At 38.3% G+C, this 24,190-nt stretch carries 32 protein-coding genes, 1 tRNA gene and 1 pseudogene; 20 read left to right on the top strand and 14 right to left on the bottom strand.

Features of this window, described 5'->3' with window-relative positions; all coding sequences use genetic code 11:
* Positions 1–210: 210 nt before the first annotated feature.
* The 15 genes and pseudogenes from PL8927_RS29000 to PL8927_RS15430 all read left to right on the top strand — a co-directional run.
* Positions 211–363, top strand: a pseudogene (locus PL8927_RS29000) (type II toxin-antitoxin system HicB family antitoxin); the annotation flags it as partial.
* Positions 364–375: 12 nt separating this feature from the next.
* Positions 376–750: a DUF433 domain-containing protein gene (locus tag PL8927_RS15495; RefSeq protein ID WP_083623139.1), complete on the top strand. Its 375-nt coding sequence runs from the start codon at positions 376–378 to the stop codon at positions 748–750.
* A complete protein-coding gene (locus PL8927_RS28995) occupies positions 747–1,319 on the top strand; it encodes a DUF433 domain-containing protein (RefSeq protein ID WP_331281833.1) in 573 nt (190 codons plus the stop codon). The genes PL8927_RS15495 and PL8927_RS28995 overlap by 4 nt, the downstream gene beginning before the upstream one ends.
* On the top strand, positions 1,316–1,711 hold the full coding sequence (locus tag PL8927_RS15485) for an ACP S-malonyltransferase (protein WP_083623137.1): 396 nt from the start codon (positions 1,316–1,318) through the stop codon (positions 1,709–1,711). The genes PL8927_RS28995 and PL8927_RS15485 overlap by 4 nt, the downstream gene beginning before the upstream one ends.
* A gap of 196 nt (positions 1,712–1,907) precedes the next feature.
* Positions 1,908–2,159, top strand: coding sequence for a UPF0175 family protein (locus PL8927_RS15480; RefSeq protein WP_083623136.1), 252 nt, complete (start codon positions 1,908–1,910; stop codon positions 2,157–2,159).
* Positions 2,160–2,237: 78 nt separating this feature from the next.
* Complete coding sequence (locus PL8927_RS15475; protein WP_083623134.1) at positions 2,238–2,447, top strand: type II toxin-antitoxin system HicB family antitoxin; 210 nt, start codon at positions 2,238–2,240, stop codon at positions 2,445–2,447.
* Positions 2,448–2,519: 72 nt separating this feature from the next.
* A complete protein-coding gene (locus tag PL8927_RS15470; RefSeq protein ID WP_083623132.1) occupies positions 2,520–2,894 on the top strand; it encodes a DUF433 domain-containing protein in 375 nt (124 codons plus the stop codon).
* A gap of 97 nt (positions 2,895–2,991) precedes the next feature.
* On the top strand, positions 2,992–3,141 hold the full coding sequence (locus PL8927_RS15465) for a BrnT family toxin (protein WP_083623130.1): 150 nt from the start codon (positions 2,992–2,994) through the stop codon (positions 3,139–3,141).
* A complete protein-coding gene (locus tag PL8927_RS15460) occupies positions 3,128–3,373 on the top strand; it encodes a hypothetical protein (RefSeq protein ID WP_083623129.1) in 246 nt (81 codons plus the stop codon). The genes PL8927_RS15465 and PL8927_RS15460 overlap by 14 nt, the downstream gene beginning before the upstream one ends.
* Positions 3,374–3,400: 27 nt before the next feature.
* Positions 3,401–3,652 carry a UPF0175 family protein gene (locus tag PL8927_RS15455; protein WP_083623127.1) on the top strand — a complete coding sequence of 84 codons (252 nt, stop codon included), beginning with the start codon at positions 3,401–3,403 and terminating at the stop codon, positions 3,650–3,652.
* A gap of 37 nt (positions 3,653–3,689) precedes the next feature.
* Positions 3,690–4,313 (top strand): hypothetical protein, encoded by a 624-nt coding sequence (locus PL8927_RS15450; RefSeq protein ID WP_197047433.1) that lies wholly within the window; start codon positions 3,690–3,692, stop codon positions 4,311–4,313.
* Positions 4,310–4,900 (top strand): PIN domain-containing protein, encoded by a 591-nt coding sequence (locus PL8927_RS15445; RefSeq protein ID WP_083623125.1) that lies wholly within the window; start codon positions 4,310–4,312, stop codon positions 4,898–4,900. Before PL8927_RS15450 ends, PL8927_RS15445 begins: the two co-directional genes overlap by 4 nt.
* Positions 4,818–5,072 (top strand): type II toxin-antitoxin system HicB family antitoxin, encoded by a 255-nt coding sequence (locus tag PL8927_RS15440; protein WP_331281832.1) that lies wholly within the window; start codon positions 4,818–4,820, stop codon positions 5,070–5,072. Before PL8927_RS15445 ends, PL8927_RS15440 begins: the two co-directional genes overlap by 83 nt.
* 72 nt (positions 5,073–5,144) lie before the next feature.
* Positions 5,145–5,519, top strand: a complete 375-nt coding sequence (locus tag PL8927_RS15435; protein WP_083623121.1) for a DUF433 domain-containing protein — start codon at positions 5,145–5,147, stop codon at positions 5,517–5,519.
* Positions 5,516–5,911, top strand: a complete 396-nt coding sequence (locus PL8927_RS15430; RefSeq protein WP_083623119.1) for an ACP S-malonyltransferase — start codon at positions 5,516–5,518, stop codon at positions 5,909–5,911. The genes PL8927_RS15435 and PL8927_RS15430 overlap by 4 nt, the downstream gene beginning before the upstream one ends.
* A gap of 87 nt (positions 5,912–5,998) precedes the next feature.
* Here the strand turns inward: PL8927_RS15430 and PL8927_RS15425 are convergent, their stop codons facing one another.
* Entirely contained in the window at positions 5,999–6,574 is a 576-nt protein-coding gene (locus tag PL8927_RS15425) for a hypothetical protein (protein WP_083623117.1), read from the bottom strand.
* A 205-nt stretch (positions 6,575–6,779) separates the two neighbouring features.
* Between PL8927_RS15425 and PL8927_RS15420 the strand changes: the two genes are divergently transcribed.
* Positions 6,780–8,162: an NB-ARC domain-containing protein gene (locus PL8927_RS15420; RefSeq protein WP_083623114.1), complete on the top strand. Its 1,383-nt coding sequence runs from the start codon at positions 6,780–6,782 to the stop codon at positions 8,160–8,162.
* Here the strand turns inward: PL8927_RS15420 and PL8927_RS15415 are convergent.
* The gene (locus PL8927_RS15415; RefSeq protein WP_083623112.1) at positions 8,138–8,359 is read right to left on the bottom strand and encodes a hypothetical protein; all 222 of its coding nucleotides are present in this window, start codon (positions 8,357–8,359) and stop codon (positions 8,138–8,140) included. The genes PL8927_RS15420 and PL8927_RS15415 overlap by 25 nt on opposite strands.
* Before the next feature lie 102 nt (positions 8,360–8,461).
* Between PL8927_RS15415 and PL8927_RS15410 the strand changes: the two genes are divergently transcribed.
* Positions 8,462–9,022 (top strand): Uma2 family endonuclease, encoded by a 561-nt coding sequence (locus PL8927_RS15410; RefSeq protein ID WP_083623110.1) that lies wholly within the window; start codon positions 8,462–8,464, stop codon positions 9,020–9,022.
* An 8-nt stretch (positions 9,023–9,030) separates the two neighbouring features.
* On the opposite strand, the gene PL8927_RS15405 is transcribed toward PL8927_RS15410, so the two are convergent.
* The 5 genes from PL8927_RS15405 to PL8927_RS15385 all read right to left on the bottom strand — a co-directional run bounded on the left by PL8927_RS15405 (position 9,031) and on the right by PL8927_RS15385 (position 12,234).
* Entirely contained in the window at positions 9,031–9,906 is an 876-nt protein-coding gene (locus PL8927_RS15405; RefSeq protein WP_083623108.1) for a sensor histidine kinase, read from the bottom strand.
* A 93-nt stretch (positions 9,907–9,999) separates the two neighbouring features.
* The gene (gene chlP / locus PL8927_RS15400) at positions 10,000–11,223 is read right to left on the bottom strand and encodes a geranylgeranyl reductase (protein WP_083623106.1); all 1,224 of its coding nucleotides are present in this window, start codon (positions 11,221–11,223) and stop codon (positions 10,000–10,002) included.
* A 156-nt stretch (positions 11,224–11,379) separates the two neighbouring features.
* Entirely contained in the window at positions 11,380–11,637 is a 258-nt protein-coding gene (locus tag PL8927_RS15395) for a cytotoxic translational repressor of toxin-antitoxin stability system (RefSeq protein WP_083623104.1), read from the bottom strand.
* Between the two features lie 11 nt (positions 11,638–11,648).
* Positions 11,649–11,921 (bottom strand): hypothetical protein, encoded by a 273-nt coding sequence (locus PL8927_RS15390; protein ID WP_197047432.1) that lies wholly within the window; start codon positions 11,919–11,921, stop codon positions 11,649–11,651.
* 67 nt (positions 11,922–11,988) lie between these two features.
* Entirely contained in the window at positions 11,989–12,234 is a 246-nt protein-coding gene (locus PL8927_RS15385) for an HNH endonuclease (protein WP_083623103.1), read from the bottom strand.
* A 321-nt stretch (positions 12,235–12,555) separates the two neighbouring features.
* Between PL8927_RS15385 and PL8927_RS15380 the strand changes: the two genes are divergently transcribed.
* Positions 12,556–13,653: an RNA-guided endonuclease InsQ/TnpB family protein gene (locus PL8927_RS15380; protein ID WP_197047431.1), complete on the top strand. Its 1,098-nt coding sequence runs from the start codon at positions 12,556–12,558 to the stop codon at positions 13,651–13,653.
* A 350-nt stretch (positions 13,654–14,003) separates the two neighbouring features.
* On the opposite strand, the gene PL8927_RS15375 is transcribed toward PL8927_RS15380, so the two are convergent.
* Positions 14,004–15,359 carry a tetratricopeptide repeat protein gene (locus PL8927_RS15375; protein WP_083623101.1) on the bottom strand — a complete coding sequence of 452 codons (1,356 nt, stop codon included), beginning with the start codon at positions 15,357–15,359 and terminating at the stop codon, positions 14,004–14,006.
* A 151-nt stretch (positions 15,360–15,510) separates the two neighbouring features.
* Here PL8927_RS15375 and cofH point away from each other — a divergent pair, with 151 nt between their 5' ends.
* Positions 15,511–16,650: a 7,8-didemethyl-8-hydroxy-5-deazariboflavin synthase subunit CofH gene (gene cofH, locus PL8927_RS15370; protein WP_407947416.1), complete on the top strand. Its 1,140-nt coding sequence runs from the start codon at positions 15,511–15,513 to the stop codon at positions 16,648–16,650.
* A 134-nt stretch (positions 16,651–16,784) separates the two neighbouring features.
* On the opposite strand, the gene PL8927_RS15365 is transcribed toward cofH, so the two are convergent.
* The 5 genes from PL8927_RS15365 to PL8927_RS15345 form a co-directional block, all read right to left on the bottom strand.
* On the bottom strand, positions 16,785–17,957 hold the full coding sequence (locus tag PL8927_RS15365; RefSeq protein ID WP_083623099.1) for a WecB/TagA/CpsF family glycosyltransferase: 1,173 nt from the start codon (positions 17,955–17,957) through the stop codon (positions 16,785–16,787).
* Positions 17,958–18,319: 362 nt separating this feature from the next.
* The gene (locus PL8927_RS15360; RefSeq protein ID WP_083623097.1) at positions 18,320–18,808 is read right to left on the bottom strand and encodes a hypothetical protein; all 489 of its coding nucleotides are present in this window, start codon (positions 18,806–18,808) and stop codon (positions 18,320–18,322) included.
* An 87-nt stretch (positions 18,809–18,895) separates the two neighbouring features.
* Positions 18,896–19,666 carry an HAD hydrolase family protein gene (locus PL8927_RS15355; RefSeq protein WP_083623095.1) on the bottom strand — a complete coding sequence of 257 codons (771 nt, stop codon included), beginning with the start codon at positions 19,664–19,666 and terminating at the stop codon, positions 18,896–18,898.
* Positions 19,667–20,024: 358 nt separating this feature from the next.
* Positions 20,025–20,113, bottom strand: a tRNA-Ser gene (locus PL8927_RS15350).
* 47 nt (positions 20,114–20,160) lie between these two features.
* On the bottom strand, positions 20,161–22,617 hold the full coding sequence (locus PL8927_RS15345; RefSeq protein ID WP_083623093.1) for a ComEC/Rec2 family competence protein: 2,457 nt from the start codon (positions 22,615–22,617) through the stop codon (positions 20,161–20,163).
* Positions 22,618–23,346: 729 nt separating this feature from the next.
* On the opposite strand from PL8927_RS15345, the gene PL8927_RS15340 reads away from it, so the two are divergent.
* A complete protein-coding gene (locus PL8927_RS15340) occupies positions 23,347–23,946 on the top strand; it encodes a class II aldolase/adducin family protein (protein ID WP_083623091.1) in 600 nt (199 codons plus the stop codon).
* 39 nt (positions 23,947–23,985) lie between these two features.
* Here the strand turns inward: PL8927_RS15340 and PL8927_RS28530 are convergent, their stop codons facing one another.
* Positions 23,986–24,129: a Uma2 family endonuclease gene (locus PL8927_RS28530; protein ID WP_231506037.1), complete on the bottom strand. Its 144-nt coding sequence runs from the start codon at positions 24,127–24,129 to the stop codon at positions 23,986–23,988.
* Positions 24,130–24,190 lie beyond the last annotated feature (61 nt).

Here is a 24,190-nt window from a genome sequence, read left to right as displayed (position 1 = left end):
TAAATAGAAACCGGGTTTCTTAACAATAACCCGTCATAACAATTTAGAGCGATCGCTTTTTTTATATCAATAAAAGCGATCGCTCTAAATTGGTGTTTTAGGTGAAATAGGCTTACCAATCATTAGTGATGATCGGGTAGTTTGGCGGTTAGCTCAATATGTAGTAAAATGTTATCTAAGAATAGATAAAATCGTTATGACGGAACTTTTTATGGAGAGATTTCTACCTGTGAAGGAGTCTATGCAAATGCTGAAACTCTTGAAGCGTGCCGAGAAGAATTGCAAGAGGTATTGGAAGATTGGATTTTACTGAGTCTTACCCTGAATCTTCCTTTACCTGTCCTTGATAAAAATAACTTTTAGGAGACTATCAGTATGACAACCGTACCTAACGATAAAACAGCTATTATCCGTACAGAAAGAGGATTAACAATCGCGGGTACTAGAATTACACTCTATCAGTTAATGGACTACATTCATGCTGGCTATCCCCCCAATTTAATTCGGCACAAATTTTACATTACCGATCGACAGTTTGACGCAGCTATGTCTTATATTGATGCTCATCGTGATGAAGTTGAAGCAGAATATCAAATTGTTTTACAACAAGCAGAAGAAATTCATCAATACTGGGAAAATCGTAACCGGGAACGATTTACTCAAATTGCCACAATATCTTTAAAGCCTGAACAAGAAGCAATACGCGCTAAACTAAATGCTTGGAAAGCCAAAATTGAGTCTAGGACATGATTTTTTTGATAGATCATAATATTGAAGGTCAAGCAACATGGCTTTGGGGGACTATTCTCGCTGAAGGTTGGCTTGATTTGATAGAAATTCAATTTATTACGTTTGAACAAGTGAAACTATCTATTGAAAGCAGCGATCTTGTAGTTTGGCGCTTTGCTCAAAAAAACAAAATGATCGTCCTCACTGCTAATCGTAGTATGAAAGGTAAGAATTCTTTAGAAGAAGTAATCCGTACAGAAAGAGGACTGACAATCGCGGGTACACGCATTACTATCTACGACATTATGGACTATGTGACGGCTCAATATCCCCCTAAATTTATCAGGGGATTATTCGATTTAACAGAGGCACAAATTAACGCAGCTTTAGCTTATATTGAGGCAAATCGCGCTGATGTTGAAGCTGAGTATCAAATCGTTCTTAAAGAAGCTGAAGAACTGCGACTATATTATGAAGAAAAAAATCGTGATCTGATTGCTAGAATTGCGGCGCAACCTCCCCAACCTGGAACCGAAGCTGCATGGGAAAAACTGCGAGCAGCTAAGGCAAAACGTGAGGCTAAAGCATGATTTTTTTGATAGATCATAATCTCAATGGACACGCCATGATTTTCTTTGGCTCTATTGCTAATCAAGGTTGGCTTGATATTATTCCAATGCGTTTTGTCACCTTTGCACAAATGGAATTGCCTATTAATAGCGATGATAGAGTTGTTTGGCGACTGGCTCAAGAAAATCAGATGATTTTGCTCACAGCTAATCGCAGTATGAAAGGTAAGGATTCTTTAGAGCAAGTAATGCGTGAAGAAAATACCCCTAATTCATTACCTGTGATTACGATTGGAAACGCCGATAGATTACTCAATGATTCGGAATATCGAGAACGTTGTGTTGAGCGTCTAATTGAGATTGTGCTTAATATTAATAGTTATATGGGTGTAAGTCGGCTTTTTATCCCATAAAATAAGGTTGAGATTTTTGAAGAACTGCGATCGCTTCTTTTATATCAATAAATGCGATCGCTCTAGGATTAGTATTTTAAGGTATAATATTGAAACGAGGGAACAACAGATTAAGATTGGGATACTTTAGCTGAAAGGGTAAGTCAAGACATTAGCAGATAAGTTTCTGTGTTAACTCAATAAACCTTAAACGAATATGGGAATACAAATTTCAATTTCTGATTCTGTTCTACAAGCCATTCGTTTACCTGAACAGCGTATTGAACAGGAATTGCGACAAGAATTAGCGATCGCTCTCTATACCCAGGATCTATTATCCTTTGGTAAAGCACGAGAACTGGCTGTTATGGATAAATATGAATTTGGCCAACTATTAGGAGCGCGTGGAGTTTTACGACACTACACACCAGAAGAATTAGATGATGATTTGACTTATGCTCGTAGTTAATAATACTTCACCCATTTTAAATTTGGCTATTGTGGATCAGCTTACCCTTTTACATCAGCAATATCAAAAGCAAATCTTATGAAAACATTTACTGCTATAATCGAAAAAGATTCTGATACCAATCTTTACGTTGGTTATATTCCTGGGTTTCCTGGCGCACATTCCCAGGGAGAAACATTGGATGAGTTACAGGAGAATCTGCGTGAGGTAATTGAGATGCTCCTAGAAGATGATGATCTGGTTATTGAGACAGAGTTTATAGGGACACAACAGATTGTGATCCGATAAATTATGAGCAATATTCCAGTTCTAAAACCACAGGAAATAGTTCGCATACTAGAGAATTAGGAGGCTATAAATATGACAACCCTATCCAACGAACAAACAGCTATTATCCGCACAGAAAGAGGACTAACAATCGCAGGTACACGCATCACTATCTACGATATTATGGACTATGTGACGGCTCAATATCCACCTAAGTTTATCAGGGGATTATTTGATCTGACAGAGGCACAAATTAACGCAGCTTTAGCTTATATTGAAGCCCATCGCGCTGATGTTGAAGCTGAGTATCAAATCGTTCTTAAAGAAGCTGAAGAATTGCGACTATATTATGAAGAAAAAAACCGCGATCTGATTGCTAGAATTGCCGCTCAACCACCAAAGCCAGGTCAAGAAGCTATTCGAGCAAAACTTCAAGCAGCCAAAGCCAAATTTAAGTCTCAGCTATGAATTTTTTAGTTGATCATATATATCAATAAATGCGATCGCTCTAGGATTAATATCTTTAATACATCCAAGCTGCCATGAAGCAAGCTAAGTATGAAATTTGATCGGAGAAAGCCGCTATATTATTATAGGTATATCTAGGTTTGGGCAACTTTTAATTGTTGCACACACTGATCGATTAGAAAGGGTACGAATCATCAGTGCCCGAAAAGCCACACGACAGGAGCAGAGGTTTTATGAACAAGGATAAACAGAACGAAATGGAAGATGAATTACTGTCTGAGTATGATTTTCAGCAATTGGAAGGAGGTGTTAAAGGTAAGTATGTTGAGCGGTATCGTGCGGGAACAAACTTAGTGCTTTTAGACCCCGATATTGCTCAAGCTTTTCCTAATGATCAAGCTGTCAATGAGGCATTAAGGATGTTAATTGAAATTGCACAGCGCCAGCAATCAAACACCAAAATGACGCGAACAGAATAACAATTATTAATAGAAATAATCGCGCTTATGGGAATACAAATTTCAATTTCTGATTCTGTTCTACAAGCAATTCGTTTACCTGAACAACGTATTGAACAGGAATTACGACAAGAATTAGCGATCGCTCTCTATACCCAGGATCTATTATCCTTTGGTAAAGCACGAGAATTAGCTGTTATGGATAAATATGAATTTGGCCAACTATTAGGAGCGCGTGGAGTTTTACGACACTACACTCCAGAAGAATTAGATGATGATTTGATTTATGCTGGTAGTTAGTAATACTTCACCAATAATGAGAACAGGAGAAATGAAAATGAATAAATTACTTCAGCAAGTTATGGAAGAATTGGAAAAACTCCCAGAAGACGAACAAAATGCGATCGCAACCCGTGTTTTAGCAGAACTTCAGGTTGAAAATCCTGAAAAAAACTCTCAACTTCCTACCTTTAAAGGGAATGATTTAGGATCAAAACCATCTGGACGTTCTCGTTGGGATATATCGGTTTATAATCCTGAAAACCAACTGATATTAATTGTTGAAGTGAAGCGACGATCTAATCCTCCACTCCCTTGGGTGATAGAATTAGGCTGGAAAATTTTTAAGAGTGAAAATTTTACGAAAATCCCTTATATTATGTTAGTTTTTACTGATTCAATCTATTTATGGTCTAATCTTAATCATCAAAAAAAGATCGCAGAACCTTCTTATATTATTGATGCCACTTTGATTTTTAAACCTTACTTTGAACGGGCTGGAGTTACCGCAGATCAAATCAATCCCCAGAGTTTTGAAATGATTGTTACTTCTTGGTTAAGAGAAATAATTCATTCTCAAACTTTGGGTAAAGAGGGTGATAAATCTCAACAATGGTTAGTTGAGTCAGGGCTAGGGACTGCTATAGCAGGTGGTTATTTTCAATATGAGGATATTGCGTGAATATTTACGTTGAGACTAATTTTGTCCTAGAATTAGTTTTCGAGCAAGAACAGTTTAAAAGCTGTGAAGAAATTCTGTTACTGAGTGAGCAAAAACCTGCAACATTAATTATTCCCGCCTATAGTTTAGCTGAACCTCATGAAAAACTAATTCGCCAAGCTAGAAACCGTAAAGCTTTGCAGCAATCTCTTGATCGGGAATTCAAACAGCTTGAACGCACAGTTTCCTATAAAAATCGGATTCAAAATAATATTAGAGAGTTTTTTAATTTATTGGTTGAAATTGATGTGGAAGAAACAAAACGATTTGCAAAATATAGAAATAGGTTATTGAGTTATGCAGATATTATCCCACTAAATGGGAATATTCTCTCTGAAGCAGCAACTTATGAAAACCGTTATGCTTTGATGCCTCAAGATGCCTTAGTCTATGCTTCAGTTCTGTTTCATCTACAGCAGAATCAACCAACAATTGCTTGTTTTTTAAGCCGTAATTCAAGAGATAATGATGCAAGGAAATATAGTTGGGTGGCAATCGAAAGCGAATCTTATGAAAACATTTACTGCTATAATCGAAAAAGATTCTGATACCAATCTTTACGTTGGTTATATTCCTGGGTTTCCTGGCGCACATTCCCAGGGAGAAACATTGGATGAGTTACAGGAGAATTTGCGTGAGGTAATTGAGATGCTCTTAGAGGATGATAATCTCGTTCTTGAGACAGAGTTTATAGGGACACAACAGATAGTGATCCGATAAATTATGAGCAATATTCCCGTTCTAAAACCACAGGAAATAGTTCGCATACTAGAGAACTAGGAGGCTATAAATATGACAACCCTACCTAACGAACAAACAGCTATTATCCGCACAGAAAGAGGACTAACAATCGCAGGTACACGCATTACTATCTACGATATTATGGACTATGTGACGGCTCAATATCCACCTAAGTTTATCAGGGGATTATTTGATCTGACAGAGGCACAAATTAACGCAGCTTTAGCTTATATTGAGGCAAATCGCGCTGATGTTGAAGCTGAGTATCAAATCGTTCTTAAAGAAGCTGAAGAACTGCGGCTGTATTATGAAGAAAAAAACCGCGATCTGATTGCTAGAATTGCCGCTCAACCACCAAAGCCAGGTCAAGAAGCTATTCGAGCAAAACTTCAAGCAGCTAAGGCTAAATTCAAGTCTCAGCTATGAATTTTTTAGTTGATCATAATTTAAGAGGACACGCCGTACTTCTCTCAGGTAGTATTTTAAATAGCGGCTGGCTAGATTGGGTACTGATTCGATTTATCACCTTTGATGAAATAGGCTTACCAATCAATAGTGATGATCGGGTAGTTTGGCGGTTAGCTCAATCAAACCAGATGATTCTATTGACCGCAAATCGGAGCATGAAGGGTGATAACTCTCTGGAACAAGTGATGCGCGAGGAAATAACTTCTACATCACTCCCCGTGATTACTATTAGCGATGCTGATCGCTTCTTGAATGATTTTGAATATCGGGAGCGTTGTGCAATTCGTCTGGTTGAAATTGTGATTGATATTAATACTTATATGGGTGTAAGTCGGCTTTTTATCCCCTAAAGTGAGGTAGAGGTTTTTGAAGAAACACTTTTTCTCCTACTGGGGATGGTAGAGGAGGCGCGATCGAGATTATCTAAGTTATCCCTCTTACGAAGATGGCATCCAAAACTTCCAAGTACAATCAGGATTATTTCCTAAACATCTTTCATGTAATTTCAATTCTGCGCCGTACTTTGCTCCATTCCAAGCATTGATCGCTACCCCCGTATCCATATCACTAATAAACATTCCACCTCTATAAGTCCAAGTGCAATTACGGTCATTGGCTGAACAATTATTGCTTAATCTTATATCACCACCATGTTTGGCACCATTCCAAGCCTTAATAGCTAATGATGGATCTCTTGCACTTAAAAGCATTCTATCTGTGGTATAGATCCAAGTACAATCAGGATTCGTAGGACGGCAAGCATTATGCAGTCGTAATTCTCCTCCATGACGCGCACCATTCCAAGCGTTAATTGCTAAAGTGGTGTCTCTGTCACTTAAAATCATCATTCCTTTTGGATTTTGGCTAATAATATTTTTTTGATCATCTTGAATTGCTGGTGTCATTGAAAATGTTTTTTCTATAAAATAATCTTTTTTCAATGACAAAAAAGCCAATGGAAACGCCATTAATGAAACCATTCGCAATAAAAGCTTATTAGAAGTTGTTTTCATATTTTCATAATTTTAAGCATTTTACTATATTGCTAACTAAAATATTGTATTTGGTTATAGTTATATATGACAAGTCCAAACAGTCGGATTTAGCACCCAATTTTTCCAACCATCCCGAACCAATTTAGTAGAATCTGGTACAATGCAGTTGACAAAGTAGGATTTAGTAGGATATAGTACACTCAACCGCACTCAACCCTGACCCATGAATGTTGAAGATGTTGTAGAATGGGCTAATAATTCAATTTTTGATAAAACTGGAGAAAATCTCACACCCCTACAGGAAGCAATACTAACGGGTGTTTGGCAAAGACAAAAATATCCTCAAATTGCTAAAGACTTCCATTGTAGTGAATCTCACGTTAAAAAAGAAGCGGCTAAGTTATGGGAAAAGCTGGGTGAAGACTTAGGAGAAGATCTCAAGAAATTTAATTTTCGTTCTAAGGTAGAGAAAAAATATAGGGTTTCTCAAGTTTCTAATTCAGGCGACTGTTTATTACAAGAAATTGATATTAATATTTGTAATCAATTTATCAAAAATATTAAAAATACACAAACGAGATCGCAATCTCCCCCAGAAACATCCCAAACTCAAAATCAATCAACAATCATCAATTTAATAGAAGCACCCGAATTAACAACCTTTTACGATCGCACTTCAGAATTAACCACCCTCAAACAATGGATATTAGAAGACCATACTCGCTTAATTACGATTTATGGATTAAGTGGAATTGGAAAAAGTGCGATCGCCCTTAAACTCATCGAAGAAATAAATACACAATTCGATTATATTATGTGGAAAAGTCTTAATAATATTCCTACGCTTTCAACGTTACAAACCGAACTCAAACAATTTTTTTCCAAATCTCAACAAACTCCCTTATCTACAGTTATTGATTATTTTCGTAACTGTCGCTGTTTACTGATTCTTGATGACTTACAGGATATTTTAAAAAGAGGTGAATTAGCAGGTCAATATTTACCCGGATATGAAGATTATAGTAAATTTTTTAAACAAATTGCCACATCTCCCCATCAAAGTTGTTTAATTCTTCTGAGTTGGACAAAACCCATAGAAATCGCTACATTAGAAGCTGAGAATAGATCAACACAGACCTTAAATCTCAAAGGATTAGGAGAAGAAGCAACCGAAATACTCAGAGAAAAAGGATTAATTGATCAGGAAAACTGGTTAGAATTAATTACCCTATATCAAGGTCATCCCAGGTGGTTAAAGATTATTGCTTCAACAATTATTGAACTGTTTAACGGTAGTGTTTCTTTATTTTTAACTGAACAAAATGATATCTATATAGGGGATTTAGAACCTAATTTAAAATCACACTTAGAGCGTTTATCGGAATCAGAAAAAACGGTAATTAATTGGTTAGCGAATGAAGATCAACCTGTGAATATTTCCCAAAAACCTGCTAACCTGGTATTATCAAAACCTGAATTTATGCAAGCAATACAATCCTTAATTCGACGGAATTTAATCGAAAAAGTTGAAGGAGGAGGGCGATCGCTCTTTCTATTAAATCCAGTATTCAAAGCATATATTCAGTTTGATACAACAGAACCGTAAATATAATTATCTAGTTTTTCAGACGCATCAGAAACCCCGCAGTTTACCGGGTTCATCCCCATCTCAAAAATTGGATCTGTCTGATTAGTTACGATCACAAAGATAATATTATTTTCCTTACGAATTTCTACCTCTTCAACTCCCTTGAGAAAATCCTTGGGAATAACTACACCTTGTTCTGTTACTTTAACTTTCATCAGCTTTACTCAATTTAGTTACTTTCAGTATATCCTAACTTCTATAATCTTGACTATAATGTTAATAGAATGTTTATAAAAGATAATGACGAGGAATAAAAAATGCGATCGCCCTTACCCCTATTTACCGTTGAAGACTATCTAAACGCCGAAGCTAACAGTCCTACTCGCCATGAATATGTCGGTGGCTATGTATTTGCGATGGCGGGTGCGAGTGAGGAACATAATATTATTGTAGGAAATATTTTGGCTTTATTGCGTCCTCATCTGCGGGGAAGTTCTTGTCGGGTGTTTGTGTCAGATATGAAAGTTAAAGTTCAAGACGATATTTTCTATTATCCTGACTTGCTGGTCACTTGTAACCCCCAAGATAATCACAGATATTTTAAAACTCAACCTAGTTTAATTATAGAAGTTCTTTCAGAAACGACAGAAACCACCGATAGACGGGAAAAATTAATCAACTATCAAACCCTAGACAGTTTAAAAGAATATGTTTTAGTCTCCCAAAATCAAATGCAAGTGGAAGTTTATCGTCAAGATGATCAAGGAAATTGGACTGTCCAAATCTTAGGACAAAAAGACGATTTAATCTTAGAATCTGTGGGGTTAACGTTAACAATGGCGCAAATTTATGAAGATGTATTTAATAATCAAAATTAGGATTAAGTTTAAGACTCCGATGCTCTGGGAAGTTCGATGATAAATTCGGTTCCAATTCCTAACGATGACTGACATTTAATTTTACCTTGATGTCGATCTTCAATAATTTGACGACTGACGGATAAACCAATTCCGGTTCCTTGTTCTACCCGTTTTGTGACTAATAATTCCTCAAAAATAGTCTTTTGATCACTCTCAGATATTCCTAAACTATTATCTTGAATTGATAAAATAACAGCATCTGAAGTTAAGCTGGTTTTAATCGTGATCGTCGGTTTAAATTCAGGGTTAGAGGGTTGAGCTTTGGCTTTTTCATCTAAAGCATCAATTCCATAATTAATTAAATAAGATAAAGCTTGATTAAAATGCCCTGGATAACAGTTAATTTCCGGGATGTCTCCATAGTTTTTAATCACTTCAATAGGAGATCGGATTTTAGTTCCTTTACAACGACTTTTTAACATTAATAATACACTATCAATGCCATCATGAATATTAAATAAAACTTTGCGATCGCTCTCAAATCTCCCAAAGGTTCGTAAAGCATTACTAATTTGATGTAAACGTTCTGCTCCATTCTCCATAGCCGATAACAATTTCGGCACATCTTCCATTAAATATTCTAAATCAATCGCATCAATTTCATCAGTAATTTCATTAACAGGATCGGGATAATGTTCTTGATACAATTCAATTAAATTTAATAAATCTTTGACATAATCTTTAATATAAGTAATATTCCCTGCAATACACCCTAATGGATTATTAATTTCATGGACAACACTAGAAACTAAATGACTCAAGGTAGCTGTTTTTTCTTGTTGAACTAATTGCAAAATCTCCGCCGTATTGAGTTGTTCTTCTGATGGGTTTGTTGGACTCATACTTAATTCTCCTTATAATCAGTTATCAGTCAAGAAAAGAAGTTAACTCTTAACTCTTAAACTGATAACTGATAACTGATAACTGATAACTGATTACGGTGCTAACGCACTTCCGCGTAACAAACTCCCCAGGGTTTTTGCGGTAATCTTCATCTGAATTAGAGGGTTGGCTGGAACAACGGTTTTGTACAGATAGCTATCAAAGGTTAACTTCTGCACATCTCTATCAGCACACATCTCTACAAAAGCTTCACGGGTCGCATCCGTGCGATAGAAGACTCGTTGCAGAATATCCAACACCAGATAAGTAATGCCATATTTCTTATCCCAGAGTTTGATATATTCCTTCAGATCCGCTTCTGTGGGAATGCGTTGACCACTATTACTCCGTTCCACAATGGTTTCCGCACACATCCGGCCAGACTTGGCGGCGAAATAGATGCCTTCTCCAGAGGACTTCGTAACTGTTCCGGCGGCATCTCCGACTAAAGCCACTCGTCCCACAACCCGACGGGGACGGGGATGTTCGGGAATGGGGTGAGCTTCGACTTTAATAATTTTACCGCCTTCGATGCGGTTCGCTGCCCGGGCGCGAATTCCCGCTTGCAATTGTTTGATCATGGCTTGGTTGGGTTTCATTGTCCCAGTTCCCACCGCAACGTGATCATATTTGGGGAATACCCAGGCGTAGAAGTCAGGAGAAACATCGTTTCCAACGTACATTTCCGCCCGATCTTCATAATAGGCCATTTTATCTTCGGGGATACGGATGCGTTCTTGGAAGGCGATCGCATAATTATAATCCCCAGCATCCATGGCTTTAGCAATGCGGGAGTTAGCCCCATCTGCCCCGATCACCACATCCACTTCTAGGGTTCTGGGTGTACCCACGCCACCTTCGGCCGTTGCATGATCATGGTAATGGATCACATAAGGCTTGGAACTGGTTTGAGGAATTTCTAATTGATGAACAGTACCATTGATTAAAATTGCCCCTAAAGAGACGGCGCGATCGCGCATAAACCCATCGAGAATTTCCCGACGGCACATTCCAATATATTCGTCTTCTTTTTCAATGAAAATATCAACCTCACGGTTCGAGGGAGAGATCATTTTCATTTTTCTCACCCGCCGATCAATGACGTGAGCAGGTAAGTCAAACTCACTCACCATACAAAGCGGGATCGCCCCACCACAGGGTTTGGCGTTATCCAGCTTGCGTTCAAACAGGTAGGTTTCAATGCCTGCTTTCACTAGCGTCTCGGCTGCGGAAGAACCCGCAGGGCCAGAACCAACAACAGCAACCCTTAGTGTCAACGGTCTTCTCCCAATCTATCTCGTCTTTTTACTAATGTCTGATGGTATCACGGACGCTCACGTCTGAGCCATTTTCTCTTCCTCAGTTGTGACGCTTTGCAATACACCTTAACAGTTGGTAATAAATTGTTAGCTGTTGGCGGTTCACTGACACCCTTAAAAATGGGGTTTGGGTAAAATGCGGACAAATTTGACAATTTGACCTGTAACTTCAATTCCAATTAAATAGTTTTCTAAAGTAAATCGATAAAAGATTGCACTAGAACCTAAAGGTTTAAGATCGGGTAAATCTTTAAGATGTTTAATATTTTTAAATTCAACAAACACAAAATGGTAGACCTTAGAATAAGCGGAGGGTTCTAAGCTCATCAGGTCATAAATAAAAGATCGACCATAGCGGACATCAAGCGTCACGATGGAGTTACTCAGTCATTAATTTGGGGGATAGGGCGATAAGTGGGATGGTGATGTTCTGAATGAGCAGCATTAGCTCGACTAAACTCAAAATGCAGCATTTCTAATGCTTCATCATAAGTCAAGGAGTCTCCAGGTGTTAGAGTTTCCTTCGCTTCTTCGATGGCTTTGAGCATATAGGCATTGTAAAATAGGATTTGCAAAGTTTTCCATGCTTTTCCTAAGTCTTCCTCGGAGATCTGATCTACTAAATAGTGCAGTTTTTTTCTAAGAGGATTGATCATTTGTATAAGTTCAAATCACGAAGGGGGCAGTTTGTATCTCCTATTTTATCATTTTTGGGTTTAACCTTTAAGTTGTAAAGTTTCGCTTGAAACGGGGATCAAAATCCGCTTTCTTTTTCTGGTTACATTCAAAACACAAGGTTTGCAAATTACTAATATCGTTAGACCCGCCTTTGGCTAAAGGAATAATATGATCAATCGTCAGTTGGGTTTCACTGTCTGTTTTTCCACAACTTTTACATTGATAATTGTCTCGTAAAAATACATATCTTCTGACTTCTTTGGGAATAAAAATTCTGGGGTTACTTTTCATGGGTTTACCCGTGATTGAATAATGGTTCCATTCTCTAATTTTGACACTCCTCCGTCAAGCTACTACGCTGTGACGGGGGATTCTTGTTTCACAGAAGAATGCTTTTTAATGCAAGCATTAACGAGTCTTACATCCTCTCCACAAGCTTGAATTCCTGTGTGTCTGGGCTGGCATCGAAATATTTTTATAAGACCAGGATGGGAGATTGAAAACTCAGTGTCTTCAGACCTGAGATGAAAAACGACCCAGGGGGTTTTAACCCCAGTGAATATTTTCCTGATTTATGTTAACATAGAAGCAGGTCGAAAATAGGAGAATTCCATGATAGTTTTAGAATACAAAGTTAAAGGTAAACCCAATCAATATAAAGCAATTGATCAAGCAATTCGTACCACTCAATTCATTCGCAATAAAGCGATTAGATACTGGATGGATAATTCCAGAGAATTGAAGATTGATAGATTTGCTTTAAATAAATATTCCACAACTCTCAGAAATGAATTTCCCTTTGTTGCTGACCTAAACTCAATGGCAGTCCAATCCGCATCCGAGCGGGGGTGGTCTGCCATTAGTCGTTTTTACGACAACTGTAAGAAAAAGATTTCGGGTAAAAAAGGATATCCCAAATTCCAGAAAGATTGCCGTTCTGTTGAATATAAAACATCGGGATGGAAGTTGCACCCAACCAAAAGACAGATTACCTTTACCGACAAAAACGGGATTGGCAAACTTAAATTGTTGGGAAAATGGGAGATCCATACTTACAACGTTAAAGACATCAAGCGAGTACGTCTAATTCGTCGTGCTGATGGGTATTATACTCAGTTTTGTCTAAACATTGATGTAACTGATGTTCAACCGAAAACCGGAAAGGAAATTGGACTTGATGTTGGCATAGAATCGTTTTACACAGACTCAAATGGCTATCACGAACCTAATCCTAATTTCCTGAGAAAAGCTGAACAATCAATTAAGCAATCTCAGAGACAGATTTACAAGAAAGTTAAAGGTTCATCGGGTAGACGGAGAGCCAGAAAAATTTACGCCAAAAAACACTTAAAAGTAAGCAGACAACGGATTGAACACGCAAAGAGAACTGCGCGTAACGTATGCACATCTAACGATGTAGTCGTCTATGAAGATTTAAGTGTTAGGAATTTGGTTAAAAACCACTGTTTAGCTAAATCAATTAGTGATGCCAGTTGGTATTTGTTCCGACAATGGATAGAATATTTTGCAGCTAAATTTGATAAATTAGCAATTCCGGTTCCACCTCATTACACTTCACAGAGATGTTCTAATTGCGGGGTAATTGTAAAAAAATCTCTATCAACTCGCACCCATATTTGTAATTGTGGATGTGAACTTCATAGAGATACAAATGCTGCAATANTTCTCCCCCTCCTATTTCTAGGGTAAAGTTAGCTTTGCCAATGTTATCAAGGCTTGTTAGGCTGAGTACACTGCCTCCCAAATGGCTGTTTAATACTAAGCGACAGAGCAGGGGACTAGCTTCGCATCCCAGGNGGGTTTTAATTTAGAAAATTGGGGACTCAATTTGTCTCCCCAATTTTGTAGAATGAAACAGCCCTGCCTTAAAAAGGGGGACTTGGATCTCCTGTTCCCCCCTTGTTAAGGGGTTAGGGGGGATCATTGACTGGGAATCAGATAGCGCGTGAATTCGGGTTTGAGCGCCTACTTCTAGCGTTAAGTTGACACCAATGGTTAACCCCGCCCATAACAGTTAACAGACAATCATACAACCCATCCTACGCCCCACCTTCTTGTTTTTTTTGTACCGAGTCAATACTGCGTTGGGTTTCTTGAACAGCTTTTTGGTTTCCGGTTTGTTGGAGAATAGCTAAGGCTTCTTTCCAGGTTTGTAAGGCTTGGGGATAATTTCCTAAACGTTCATAAACTTGTCCAATATTGTTTAAGGTTGTACCCATTTCGGGTTTATTACTGAGGGTTTGATAAATAGAGAACGCATTTTGGTAGGCTTCTAACGCTTGCGAATATTGACCTTGGCTATAATAAACAGTTCCTAAATTATTCAAGGCTGTACTTAAGTTAATTTGATCCTTGGCTGTTTTTGACAATTCAATTGCCTTTTGATAGGAATTTAAAGCTTGATCAGTTTGTTTAGATTTCACATGAATTTCCCCCATTAAATTATAGACTCTGGCAGCACTAGAATTATCCTCAATTCTGAGCATCAGTTCCGAAGCTTGTTGAAAATAAATTAAGGCTTGAGAATCATCTCCTAACTGACGATACAATAGCCCAATATTACTTAATAATCGTCCGACTCCGGCTTGATCTCCAATTTGGCGACGCAGGGCTAAAGCTTGTTGATAAATCTCTAAGGCTTTTTGATTATCTCCCTGAATTAAATACAAAGCGCCTAAATTATTTAAAGTGCGACTAAGATCCCGTTTATCTCCGACTTCTTCCCGGATTTTTCGGGCTTGTTGATACAAGTTTAAGGCTTGATCATATTGGTTTAAAGTGGTATAATCAGAAGCTAAATTATGCAAAGATTCGCCAATATTAACCCGATCATTAATAGACTGGGAAATTTGTAACGCTTCTTGATGTAATTTCAGGGCTTCTGAGACTTTATTCTGATTGCGATAGGCAAATCCTAGCAAATTTAAACTCCGACTGATTCCCGTTTGATATTCGGGGTTTTTGTTTGCGGCTTCTTGATTGAATTGTCGATAAGAATTGAGAGCTTGTTGTAAAACGTTGATGGCTTCGGCATCCTTCCCTAAATTGGTATAAACTTCCCCAATATAAGTCAGGGTTTCCGCAATTTCAGCTTTTTGACCTTGTTTCTGTTGTTGTTCTAAAACCGTGTTAAACGTTGCTAAGGCTTCAGAAAATAACCCTTGACGAAATTGGTCAATTCCGGTTTTAAATAAAGAATTAATGTTAGATTCTGTTGTTGTTTGAGCGAGAGCGACCGTTGAGTCTCCGAATAGAAAAGTTAAAGGTGTTGCATGAAGCAAAAACCAACTGATGCCTAAACTCAAAGAAACTTGCAACACTCCAGTACCAGCAGTTAAAATACCTTCATGTTTGAATAAAAGCAACCCTTTTTGAAAAAATAACAAATTGTTCATGGCGAGATTTTAAGAGTAAACAGCAAGATCACAAAGAAAATCGGCGGATAGGGGGAAATACAGAGGATTGATCTCTCTTCCCTGTTTCGGTATTCCCTGTTCCCTTCGTCCAAGAGCGATTCAGGTCACTTATCTTTATATTGATCAATTCATGATACTAAATTTAACTGTTGATACCATTCTTAACCGGGCTGTAGCAGGTAATGATTTATCCCCAGAGGAGGGGGTGATTTTGCTGGAACAAACTGATCCAGCGATCCTGGAAAATATTCGAGGGGTGAGTGATAGCTGGCGATCGCAACAAGTGGGAGAAACCGTTACTTATGTGATTAATCGTAATATTAATTTTACGAATATCTGTGAACAGCATTGCAGTTTTTGTGCGTTTCGTCGAGATGCGGGAGATGAAGGGGCGTTTTGGTTGGAAATTGATCAAATTTTAGAAAAAACGGCTGAGGCGGTTCAACGGGGCGCGACGGAAATTTGTATGCAGGGCGGGTTAAACCTGGAAGCCAAAATTCAGGGGAAATCCTTACCCTATTATTTGCATTTAATTCAAACGATTAAAACTCAATTTCCTCACCTGCATCTTCATGCCTTTTCCCCCCAAGAAGTACAATTTATTGCCAGGGAAGATCATCTCAATTATGCAGATGTGATCATGGCTTTAAAGGATGCTGGAGTCGGTTCAATGCCTGGGACTGCTGCGGAAATTTTAGAAGATTCTGTGCGAAAAATTATCTGTCCTGAAAAAATTAATACCGCCACTTGGTTAGAAATTGTTGAAACAGCCCATCGTCTCGGTGTTCCCACCACTAGCACAATGTTATCGGGTCATATTGAAACCCCTCAACAGCAAATGTACCATTTACAACAGTTGCGATCGCTCCAACAAAAAGCCATTGAACGGAATTATCCCGCTAGAATTACAGAATTTATTGTCTTACCTTTTGTCGGAGAAACGGCTCCGGCTCCCTTACGGCGACGAGTAGGACGGGATCAACCCCTGTTAGCTAATACCTTATTATTAACGGCCGTTGCTCGAATTTTCCTCGGTAATTATATCCCTAACCATCAACCCAGTTGGGTGAAATTGGGTTTAGCAGGTGCTACAGAAGCCTTGCGATGGGGATGTAATGACATTGGCGGGACGTTAATGGAAGAACACATCACCACAATGGCGGGTGCGAAAGGTGGAACCTCTATGGAACCCAAAACCTTAATTCAGGCGATCGCATCCCTCGGACGTCCTGCTCAACAACGAGATACCCTTTATATTCCCAATTCGTAATTCGTAATTCCCTGTTCCCTGTTCCCTGTTCCCTGTTCCCTGTTCCCTGTTCCCTCCTATTACAAAAAAGACTCGCTTAGATGAATGTTAAACCATCTCTACGAGTCCAAAGGACAAAACAGAAACTTGAGTGATTAAGCCGCGAAAGAATCCCGAAATTCTTGGGTTAAGTAATCCAATACGGTATCGAGAGTTTGCTGTTTGATCCAGCCTTTCATCACCGCAACTTCTCCAAACCTTAGATTCAATTCCCCTTGTTCTTCTAGGATTAAATCAATTTGGGCTTCATTTAACAATTTAGCTTTGTATAGATAGTAACCCAAAGGATGCCGATGTTTTGACAGTGCTAAATCGGGTAAATAATCGGCAAAGAAATCAACCGTTTCCTGTTCCAACCATCCGAACTCAACAATAAAATCGCCGAATCGTTTTTCCGGTTGTTCCATCTGCATTTCTAAGACCTGGTTTACTTGATCAGCAGACAGTAAACCAGCTTTTCTTAACAGTTGTCCCAAGCGAGGAGATTCCCAATTGACAAATTCTTCTCGCGTGGAGAACGGAGGATTATACAGTTTTAACTTTTGCAGAATCAGTAACCAGAAGAAAGGCAGATCTTCAATCAGATACCGCTTCCATAAACGTCCAGGTTCAGAAAACAAACGGTGCAACCATTCGACCCCCATATCGCTCATCCATTGGGGAGAGCGACCTTTTTCTCCGGCTTCAAAGTCAATTGTTGCACCAATTGCTAAGAAAACTTTGATATTTTTGAGTTGACTACGGTATTGTGAAATCCATTTTTCTTGTTTGGGAGCACCCACACCAATTGCTAATACTGTTGCACCCGAATTATTAATCCGATCAATAATCCGTTGACATTCTACCTCATCTTTTTCAAATCCAAAGGGAGGAGAATAGGACTCGATAATCATTTCCCGGCCTACTTTGGCATTAATTTTTTCCTGAGCGCGTTTAGCTACGCCTTCCGCAGCCCCCATCAAAAAGATGGTCATTTCTTCATTGTCTTTGAAATAATCATAGAATGCTGGAAATAAATCCGAACCTGAAATTTTTTCTATTATGGGCTGACCTAAAAATTTAGAAGCATAAATCAGGATTTTACTATCACAAACTCGGTAGGTTGAATCTTGATAGATTCCATAAAATTCCGGGTCTTTTTGCAACTTCATCAAATGATCAACATTGGGCGTAAAAACAACACCACCTTTTGCACCCAGTCGTTTGAGAAGCTCGGTTTTGCTAATGTTATGGATAGGAACATTGAGGATATTGATTTCGTTAGCCATAGCGTTTTTCTGTCCTGTCCTCAGAAATAAGGGAATTAACTTAAATTTTGCCAAAGCTTAGTTTAACGTTATGCCACAACGATCAACTTGGCAATCGGCCACAGCATCATTGTCATTTTTCTTCCTCCTTGGAGACTCCCGCCATAGCTGTACTCAGCTTGGCGGTGAGAGGAAAGGGAAGGCAGGGTCTATGCAACATAGTANATCTTGGTAAACAAGCTAGGGGAGGGCATCCCCGAAGTAACGCTAATGGACTAGAAACCTCTACTCTTCTTGGGGAAACCCTGGCGGAGCAAGTATCTAGGTTGAAGTTAGAATCTCAGTGTCTTCAGACCTGAGAGTGTCAATTCCTAATCCTCCCTTTAAAAATTCCCCAATTTTGACTTAACTATCGAATCAATATTCTGCCATTCTTCAAGAGTTAATTGGGAAGACGACAGATATTTTTGATAACCCAATCTTAACCGCTCTTCCATCTCCGAATATAGGTTATGTTGGTTGGCTAAGGGATCGGTAAAAGAATAGTCAACTAGGGCGATATTCAAGGCAAACCACAGGCAATAAATCCAGTAACAATGACGATCATTTTCTAATTTCCCTAAAGCATTTTCTATTGCTAAGGCAATTCTACCAAACTCCTCTTCTGCCTTATAATTAGCTATTCCCATTTCGGCTACTAAATCATAGTTTAGCTCAGAATATTTTTTTTTACCATTAGTCCAGAATTTATTAAACAGTTCATCCCTATCAATTTTTTTGGAATTCTCCCGATTATTAATAATAGTGCAAATTGAAGTGATTAGACTATCAATTGCAAAATATAAACTGTAAATTTTAGCTTGATTGTTCATAATTTATAAAAGGTAAGGTATTGTTTAATAAACCGAGTTTGTAGACCGTTAAATATTATTAACAAACAGGTTTATAAGCGGTTCGTTTCAAGACTGAAAAATATTAACAATTTGACAAAACCCTTCTACTTCTGAACCTGCGGTTACATACCGGGGTTTATGGATTAATTGATCCGTGTAGTCTAAAAGATTAGCAACTCCAACGGACTGAGGAAATAACTCAGAATTAAAAAGGGTTTGATCATTAGGACTATCACCAATGGTGAGAATTTGTTCAGGGGTTAATTCTGACCAATAGTGTTGAATTATTTTTAATAATCCCGTTGCTTTATCTTGGGTTTTGGGTTTAATATGACCTTGAACGGTACTATAGGTAAATCCCCAGCCTAATTCTTCACAGAGTTCTGTTAACAGTTGAATTTCCGATAAACTAATATTTTGAATATCAAAAGTCCAGTCTGTAAACCGAAAAGGATTATCGGCGGAGGCTTGTAAGTGAGGACATTGGACTTGGAGAATTTGAAAGGCTGTGGCTAAATTTTGACGATGTTGAGATAGGGAATTTAAGGAACTTAAAAATTGAGGCTGATCGGACTCAAAGGGATAAAATAATCCGCCATTTTCGGCGATCGCACCTGTCACTGGAAGATAATTTTTTAACGCTTGTACCCATCCGGCGGAACGTCCTGTAATTAAAATTACCGGAATTTTAGCTCGTTTTAATTGAGATAAAGCTTGTAATAAATCCGTTGTAAATTTTCCCTGTTTTGTTAAAGTTCCATCAATATCCGTTGCAATTAAACGAATATTATCAAGTGCATTCGCTTCTATGGCTTCTGTGAATGGTATTAAAGACATCAACACAACCCCTCTATAATTACTCAAATTATTTTACTAATTTTTTACATTAATTGAGATAGGGGTGGGTTGGGCAGGTTTATAGCGCTACGCATTACGGTTAGGACATTTCTGAATTCTCAAACTCTTTCACTTTTTACTGTTCCCTGTTCCCTGTTCCCTGTTCCCTGTTCCCTCGCGCGTAGCGCTATAGAAAGATTATTTGTCAGATTTGAAAGATTTTGTCGAACCCGCCCCTACAGATTTGATATATTTAATTCAATTTATTAATTATTTGTATTTGTCGAGCCAGTTTTTCTGTCCCGTATTGACAAGTCTCTAGAGTCCGAAATTGATTTCGGAACTTTTAGAGTTTGAACGGAGAGGGTGGGATTCGAACCCACGAGGAGTGCAAGACCCCTAACAGATTTCGAGTCTGCCGCATTCGACCAACTCTGCCACCTCTCCAAACCTGAAATCATTCAGATCGTATTTTAGACGATTTTCTGATTATATCAAAGAAAAGACCCATCTGTTTGATCAAAATCTAAAGTTGTTTCAAAACCTTGGGTCGGTGTCCATCTTAAGGCCCCATCTCGACCTGTCCAAAAGATTTGAGTCTGTTGTTGACTCAGGGTTTCTACGGTTTTAGGATCAATCGAATTGGAAGAAGCGATCGCAATTTTAGGGGTTAATACGGATAAAAGTTCTGGGGTTAAGGGTTCTCCTGACCACCATAATACCTGAGTTGAGTTGACACTTTGAGTTTGAATTAATTGTTGTTGATCAGAGGGTGAAGTTTCCCCTAATAATGTCCAAGTATTTTGACCAATTTGAAATTGAATTACCGGGGGTTGAGCATTTAATAATTCAATTTTTACAGAACCTAACATCACAGGTTGACGTAATTTTAAAGGAACATAAGCACCTTTTTGTTGAGCTAATGTTTTCAGAATAACTTCATTGGTTGCTTGATAGGTTTTTTTCGGAGCGGGATTATCGTAAAAGGTTTTTATCGGAATATTTTCTAAGATTAACGGCCAACCAATACTTAAACCCAGTTGGGAATGGGTCGCAACTGATCCTTGAATTTCATTCACACCTTGAGCGTTTAAAAAGGGTAAAACGGCAAATTGAGCCGTGTTCTGACTCCCACTATTAATTAAGGTGACTTTTCCTTTTTCTTCAATGACTAAAATCGGTTCTTTGGGTGTACTGAGAATTGTGGCTTGAAACTGAATATTTTTAGTATACCAACTCGGAACTACAACAATTAATACCGCTATAGTTACAGTAAATAAAATCGGGATTAACCCTTTTTTTGAAGAAGCAAATCTTGGATTTGATGGGCGATTAATAACCGTAAAGTAAGCCCAAATTAAAAGATTTAAACTATAAAGAACGATCAGTTGAATCAGGGAAATACTGCCAACAGCAATAGAATTCCCCGGAAGTTGACTAAAATAGTCTGCCGTTTCAATTAAACCTAATATGGGATAATGGAGTAATTGGGCGATCGCACTTCCTAAACCGGGCAAAAATAGGGAAACTAATGCACTCGCCATGCCTCCTAATGTAATAATAGAAATTAGAGGAGAGGCGATAATATTGACTAGAATACTATAAGGACATAAGGCTTTAAAAACATAGAGTTGTAAGGGTAATGTCCAGATGATAGCCGCTAAAGGAACGGCAATTAAAGAGGCGAAGAAAGGCGGCATCCAATTTAACCCTTGCATTAAGGAAGGAACCGTTACCATTAATCCTAAAGTGGCTAAAAAACTGAGTTGAAATCCAATATCAAATATCCAGGTTGGATTGACAATTAATAATAATATTGCTACCATTAACAAAACGCTTAAAGGTTTCGTTTGACGTTGGGTGACAAGGGCAATTAATACCGCTAATCCCATTAATGTTGCTCGTAAAACGGAGGGGGAAATTCCTGTTAATCCCAAATAAATTAGTAAGGTTAATAATCCCAAATTAAACCGAACGGTAGGGGAAAACTTTTGAGTAATGGCTAAAATAATACCCAATAAAAATGAGACTTGAAAACCAGAAGCAGCGAGAATATGAGCGAGTCCAACTTGAACAAAAATATCTCGAATATTGTAAGGTAAATCAACGGCTAAACGTCCTAATACCATCGCGCTTAATAGTGAACCTTCGGGAACTCCTAATAATTTAGCTTGAGCGCGAGTAATGCGTTGGCGAATTTTCCACAGTCCCCAAGGAGGCGGTTGACTATCATCATGACTAATATAACGTCCCCGCAATCCTGCAAATGATCCTTGTTGAGCGAGATAGTTTTGAAAATTAAATCCTCCGGGGTTTGAAGGGGGTTGAGGTTTGTATAAACTTCCGGTAATGGCTATACTTTCCCCAGGATATAACCCCGTTGCTTTTAATAGGGGAACGGTAACATAAACTAGACCAGTAACATCTCGACTAACGGCGATCGGAGTATTATTATTGGTAATTTCATTAACTTGATTTACCTTTAACCAAAATTGTCCCCGTCCTGAACGAGTTAACCGAGGAATACTATTAACTTCTCCGCGAACGGTAATTAATAAATCTTGGCTATTTCCACTATTTAGAATTAACTGACTAATATCATTTAGAGAAGGTTGAGGCGTTTTAATTTGTAAATAAACACTCGCCAAAAAAGCAGTAATTCCGGCTAATAACCACACCCAAAATGGCAGTTTAGGACGAGGAAGTTTAGGAACTTTAGTAGCAAACTCTATCGGGTCTGTTAGGGCATCTTTGCGGGTTTCTTTTTGCTTTATAAATTGTTGAATTCGGGCTTTACGAGATTGTTTCTGTTGATAAATTTGTTGCAAGGCTGTCGCTATTGCTAATATAATTCCTAATCCTAATAGTGCATAGTTTCCCCCAGGAATTGCACCCACCAACAAACCTAATAAATAAGCAAAAGCCAGAATTAAAATTACCGTTTGATTCATAGGAAAAAAGGGGTTTCAGGTTTCGGGGAAGAGCGGTTTCAGGTGTTGACGGTTGGCGGTTGGTACTGAGAAGAATGAAGGATCACCGTCAACAGTCGTAGGGGCGAGTTAACCCCCATCCGTGTCAACTTAAGCCGAAAACCCGTGATTACATCCGAGATCTNCGTGACCCAAATAACGGAGTCAGTTAAGACTTAGGCGGGTCAACTAGGGCTGTATTTCAAGCCCCCACTGTACTTGTACTCAAGCCAGTGGTGGGTTGTTGACTTCTATCGAGCAGTTCTCTTTTATTTCCCTTCGATTCTCTCGGCTCGGCCACCCGTTTCTTTGACGGAGAGACTTCGATCTAATTCGTCGCTTACCCATCAATGTAGCTAATATGAGGAATGAAGGGTTACTACTCGGTAGTTATGTCAAGTGGAAGGATAGGGTTTTGAATCCTTAAATTTTACACTAAAACCCCCAAACATTACTAGATTTTTTTGTAAAACTTTAAAATTATTCATGTAAAGATTTGGTAAAGGGTAGATTTCGATCAGGAATCTTTTAGAGTAACTTCATCTTTTTTCGCGGTTGTTGACCTCTGGGATGAATTATTTTTTGGGTAAACCTTAAATTTTTCCGTAAAATTACTGAACTTACTCTTAACAATCTGTTACAGGAGGACTCAGAGATCGAGTCATTGCTAAAATACTAAAGCAAGTTGCAGTTTCTAGTCAGAGGTTCAAAATGATCGATGAAGGTGTGGTGAAATATTCCTGTGAATGTATTCCTGGGGACAAGGTTGCGGTTGAATGGATCGAATCTTTAATGGAATGGCGCGATCGCATTCATGAATTAGGACTAATTGGAGTCTATGAAAATGGCATCGGATTCGGTAATATTAGTATTCGGATTGCGAATAGTTTACAATTTATTATTTCTGGAAGCCAAACCGGACATTTAGCTCAACTCAATCCCGATCATTATACTGTTGTCACAGATTTTAATATTGAACACAATCATCTCACCTGTTGTGGCCCCATTCAAGCTTCTTCTGAATCCTTAACTCATGCTGCAATTTATAGTTATGAACCCCATATTAACGCAATTATTCATGTTCATCACCCCCAACTGTGGCGAAAACTATTAAATCAAGTTCCCACTACTAGCAAAGATGTTCAATATGGAACACCACAAATGGCAAAAGAAATGTTGAGATTATTTGATCAAGAAAATTTAGCAGAAAAGAAAATATTAGTCATGGCTGGACATGAAGAGGGCTTTCTAACCTTTGGAAAAGACTTAAACGAAGCCGGAGAAATATTAATGAAATATTATCATTCGTAGTGAGTCCTTCAGGACTCTAATTTCCATAACCAGGAAAAATTAAACATTAAAAATTTGTGCAACAGTTACGTTTAATTCGGGGAAAGTTGGGAAAGCGATCGCATCTTCTCCCCGAAACTCTACCCCATCATAAAACCCATCTACTAAAGTTAAAATGGATATCTTTGATTCCTGGGGATTAATAATCCAATATTCAGGAATTCCTAATGCTGCATATTCTGAACGTTTATAACGATAATCCTCA

This window comes from Planktothrix serta PCC 8927 (genome assembly GCF_900010725.2).
In the GTDB taxonomy this organism is placed as follows: domain Bacteria; phylum Cyanobacteriota; class Cyanobacteriia; order Cyanobacteriales; family Microcoleaceae; genus Planktothrix; species Planktothrix serta.
Note: the sequence above shows the minus strand (reverse complement) of the source record. Positions and strands in the feature narration are given on the sequence as shown.

Bases quoted from the DNA above. Each gene is read 5' to 3' on its own strand.
- PL8927_RS15390 (WP_197047432.1), bottom strand. From the start codon at position 11,921: ATGATCAATCCTCTTAGAAAAAAACTGCACTATTTAGTAGATCAGATC.
- PL8927_RS15430 (WP_083623119.1), top strand. From the start codon at position 5,516: ATGAATTTTTTAGTTGATCATAATTTAAGAGGACACGCCGTACTTCTC.
- PL8927_RS15470 (WP_083623132.1), top strand. From the start codon at position 2,520: ATGACAACCCTATCCAACGAACAAACAGCTATTATCCGCACAGAAAGA.
- PL8927_RS15375 (WP_083623101.1), bottom strand. From the start codon at position 15,359: ATGAACAATTTGTTATTTTTTCAAAAAGGGTTGCTTTTATTCAAACAT.
- PL8927_RS15425 (WP_083623117.1), bottom strand. From the start codon at position 6,574: ATGAAAACAACTTCTAATAAGCTTTTATTGCGAATGGTTTCATTAATG.
- cofH (WP_407947416.1), top strand. From the start codon at position 15,511: ATGATACTAAATTTAACTGTTGATACCATTCTTAACCGGGCTGTAGCA.
- PL8927_RS15345 (WP_083623093.1), bottom strand. From the start codon at position 22,617: ATGAATCAAACGGTAATTTTAATTCTGGCTTTTGCTTATTTATTAGGT.
- PL8927_RS15435 (WP_083623121.1), top strand. From the start codon at position 5,145: ATGACAACCCTACCTAACGAACAAACAGCTATTATCCGCACAGAAAGA.
- PL8927_RS15415 (WP_083623112.1), bottom strand. From the start codon at position 8,359: ATGAAAGTTAAAGTAACAGAACAAGGTGTAGTTATTCCCAAGGATTTT.
- PL8927_RS15385 (WP_083623103.1), bottom strand. From the start codon at position 12,234: ATGAAAAGTAACCCCAGAATTTTTATTCCCAAAGAAGTCAGAAGATAT.
- PL8927_RS15495 (WP_083623139.1), top strand. From the start codon at position 376: ATGACAACCGTACCTAACGATAAAACAGCTATTATCCGTACAGAAAGA.
- PL8927_RS15485 (WP_083623137.1), top strand. From the start codon at position 1,316: ATGATTTTTTTGATAGATCATAATCTCAATGGACACGCCATGATTTTC.
- PL8927_RS28995 (WP_331281833.1), top strand. From the start codon at position 747: ATGATTTTTTTGATAGATCATAATATTGAAGGTCAAGCAACATGGCTT.
- PL8927_RS15480 (WP_083623136.1), top strand. From the start codon at position 1,908: ATGGGAATACAAATTTCAATTTCTGATTCTGTTCTACAAGCCATTCGT.
- PL8927_RS15340 (WP_083623091.1), top strand. From the start codon at position 23,347: ATGATCGATGAAGGTGTGGTGAAATATTCCTGTGAATGTATTCCTGGG.
- PL8927_RS15420 (WP_083623114.1), top strand. From the start codon at position 6,780: ATGAATGTTGAAGATGTTGTAGAATGGGCTAATAATTCAATTTTTGAT.
- PL8927_RS15405 (WP_083623108.1), bottom strand. From the start codon at position 9,906: ATGAGTCCAACAAACCCATCAGAAGAACAACTCAATACGGCGGAGATT.
- PL8927_RS15365 (WP_083623099.1), bottom strand. From the start codon at position 17,957: ATGGCTAACGAAATCAATATCCTCAATGTTCCTATCCATAACATTAGC.
- PL8927_RS15475 (WP_083623134.1), top strand. From the start codon at position 2,238: ATGAAAACATTTACTGCTATAATCGAAAAAGATTCTGATACCAATCTT.
- PL8927_RS15460 (WP_083623129.1), top strand. From the start codon at position 3,128: ATGAACAAGGATAAACAGAACGAAATGGAAGATGAATTACTGTCTGAG.
- PL8927_RS15455 (WP_083623127.1), top strand. From the start codon at position 3,401: ATGGGAATACAAATTTCAATTTCTGATTCTGTTCTACAAGCAATTCGT.
- PL8927_RS15360 (WP_083623097.1), bottom strand. From the start codon at position 18,808: ATGAACAATCAAGCTAAAATTTACAGTTTATATTTTGCAATTGATAGT.
- PL8927_RS15450 (WP_197047433.1), top strand. From the start codon at position 3,690: ATGAATAAATTACTTCAGCAAGTTATGGAAGAATTGGAAAAACTCCCA.
- PL8927_RS15355 (WP_083623095.1), bottom strand. From the start codon at position 19,666: ATGTCTTTAATACCATTCACAGAAGCCATAGAAGCGAATGCACTTGAT.
- PL8927_RS15440 (WP_331281832.1), top strand. From the start codon at position 4,818: ATGATGCAAGGAAATATAGTTGGGTGGCAATCGAAAGCGAATCTTATG.
- PL8927_RS15410 (WP_083623110.1), top strand. From the start codon at position 8,462: ATGCGATCGCCCTTACCCCTATTTACCGTTGAAGACTATCTAAACGCC.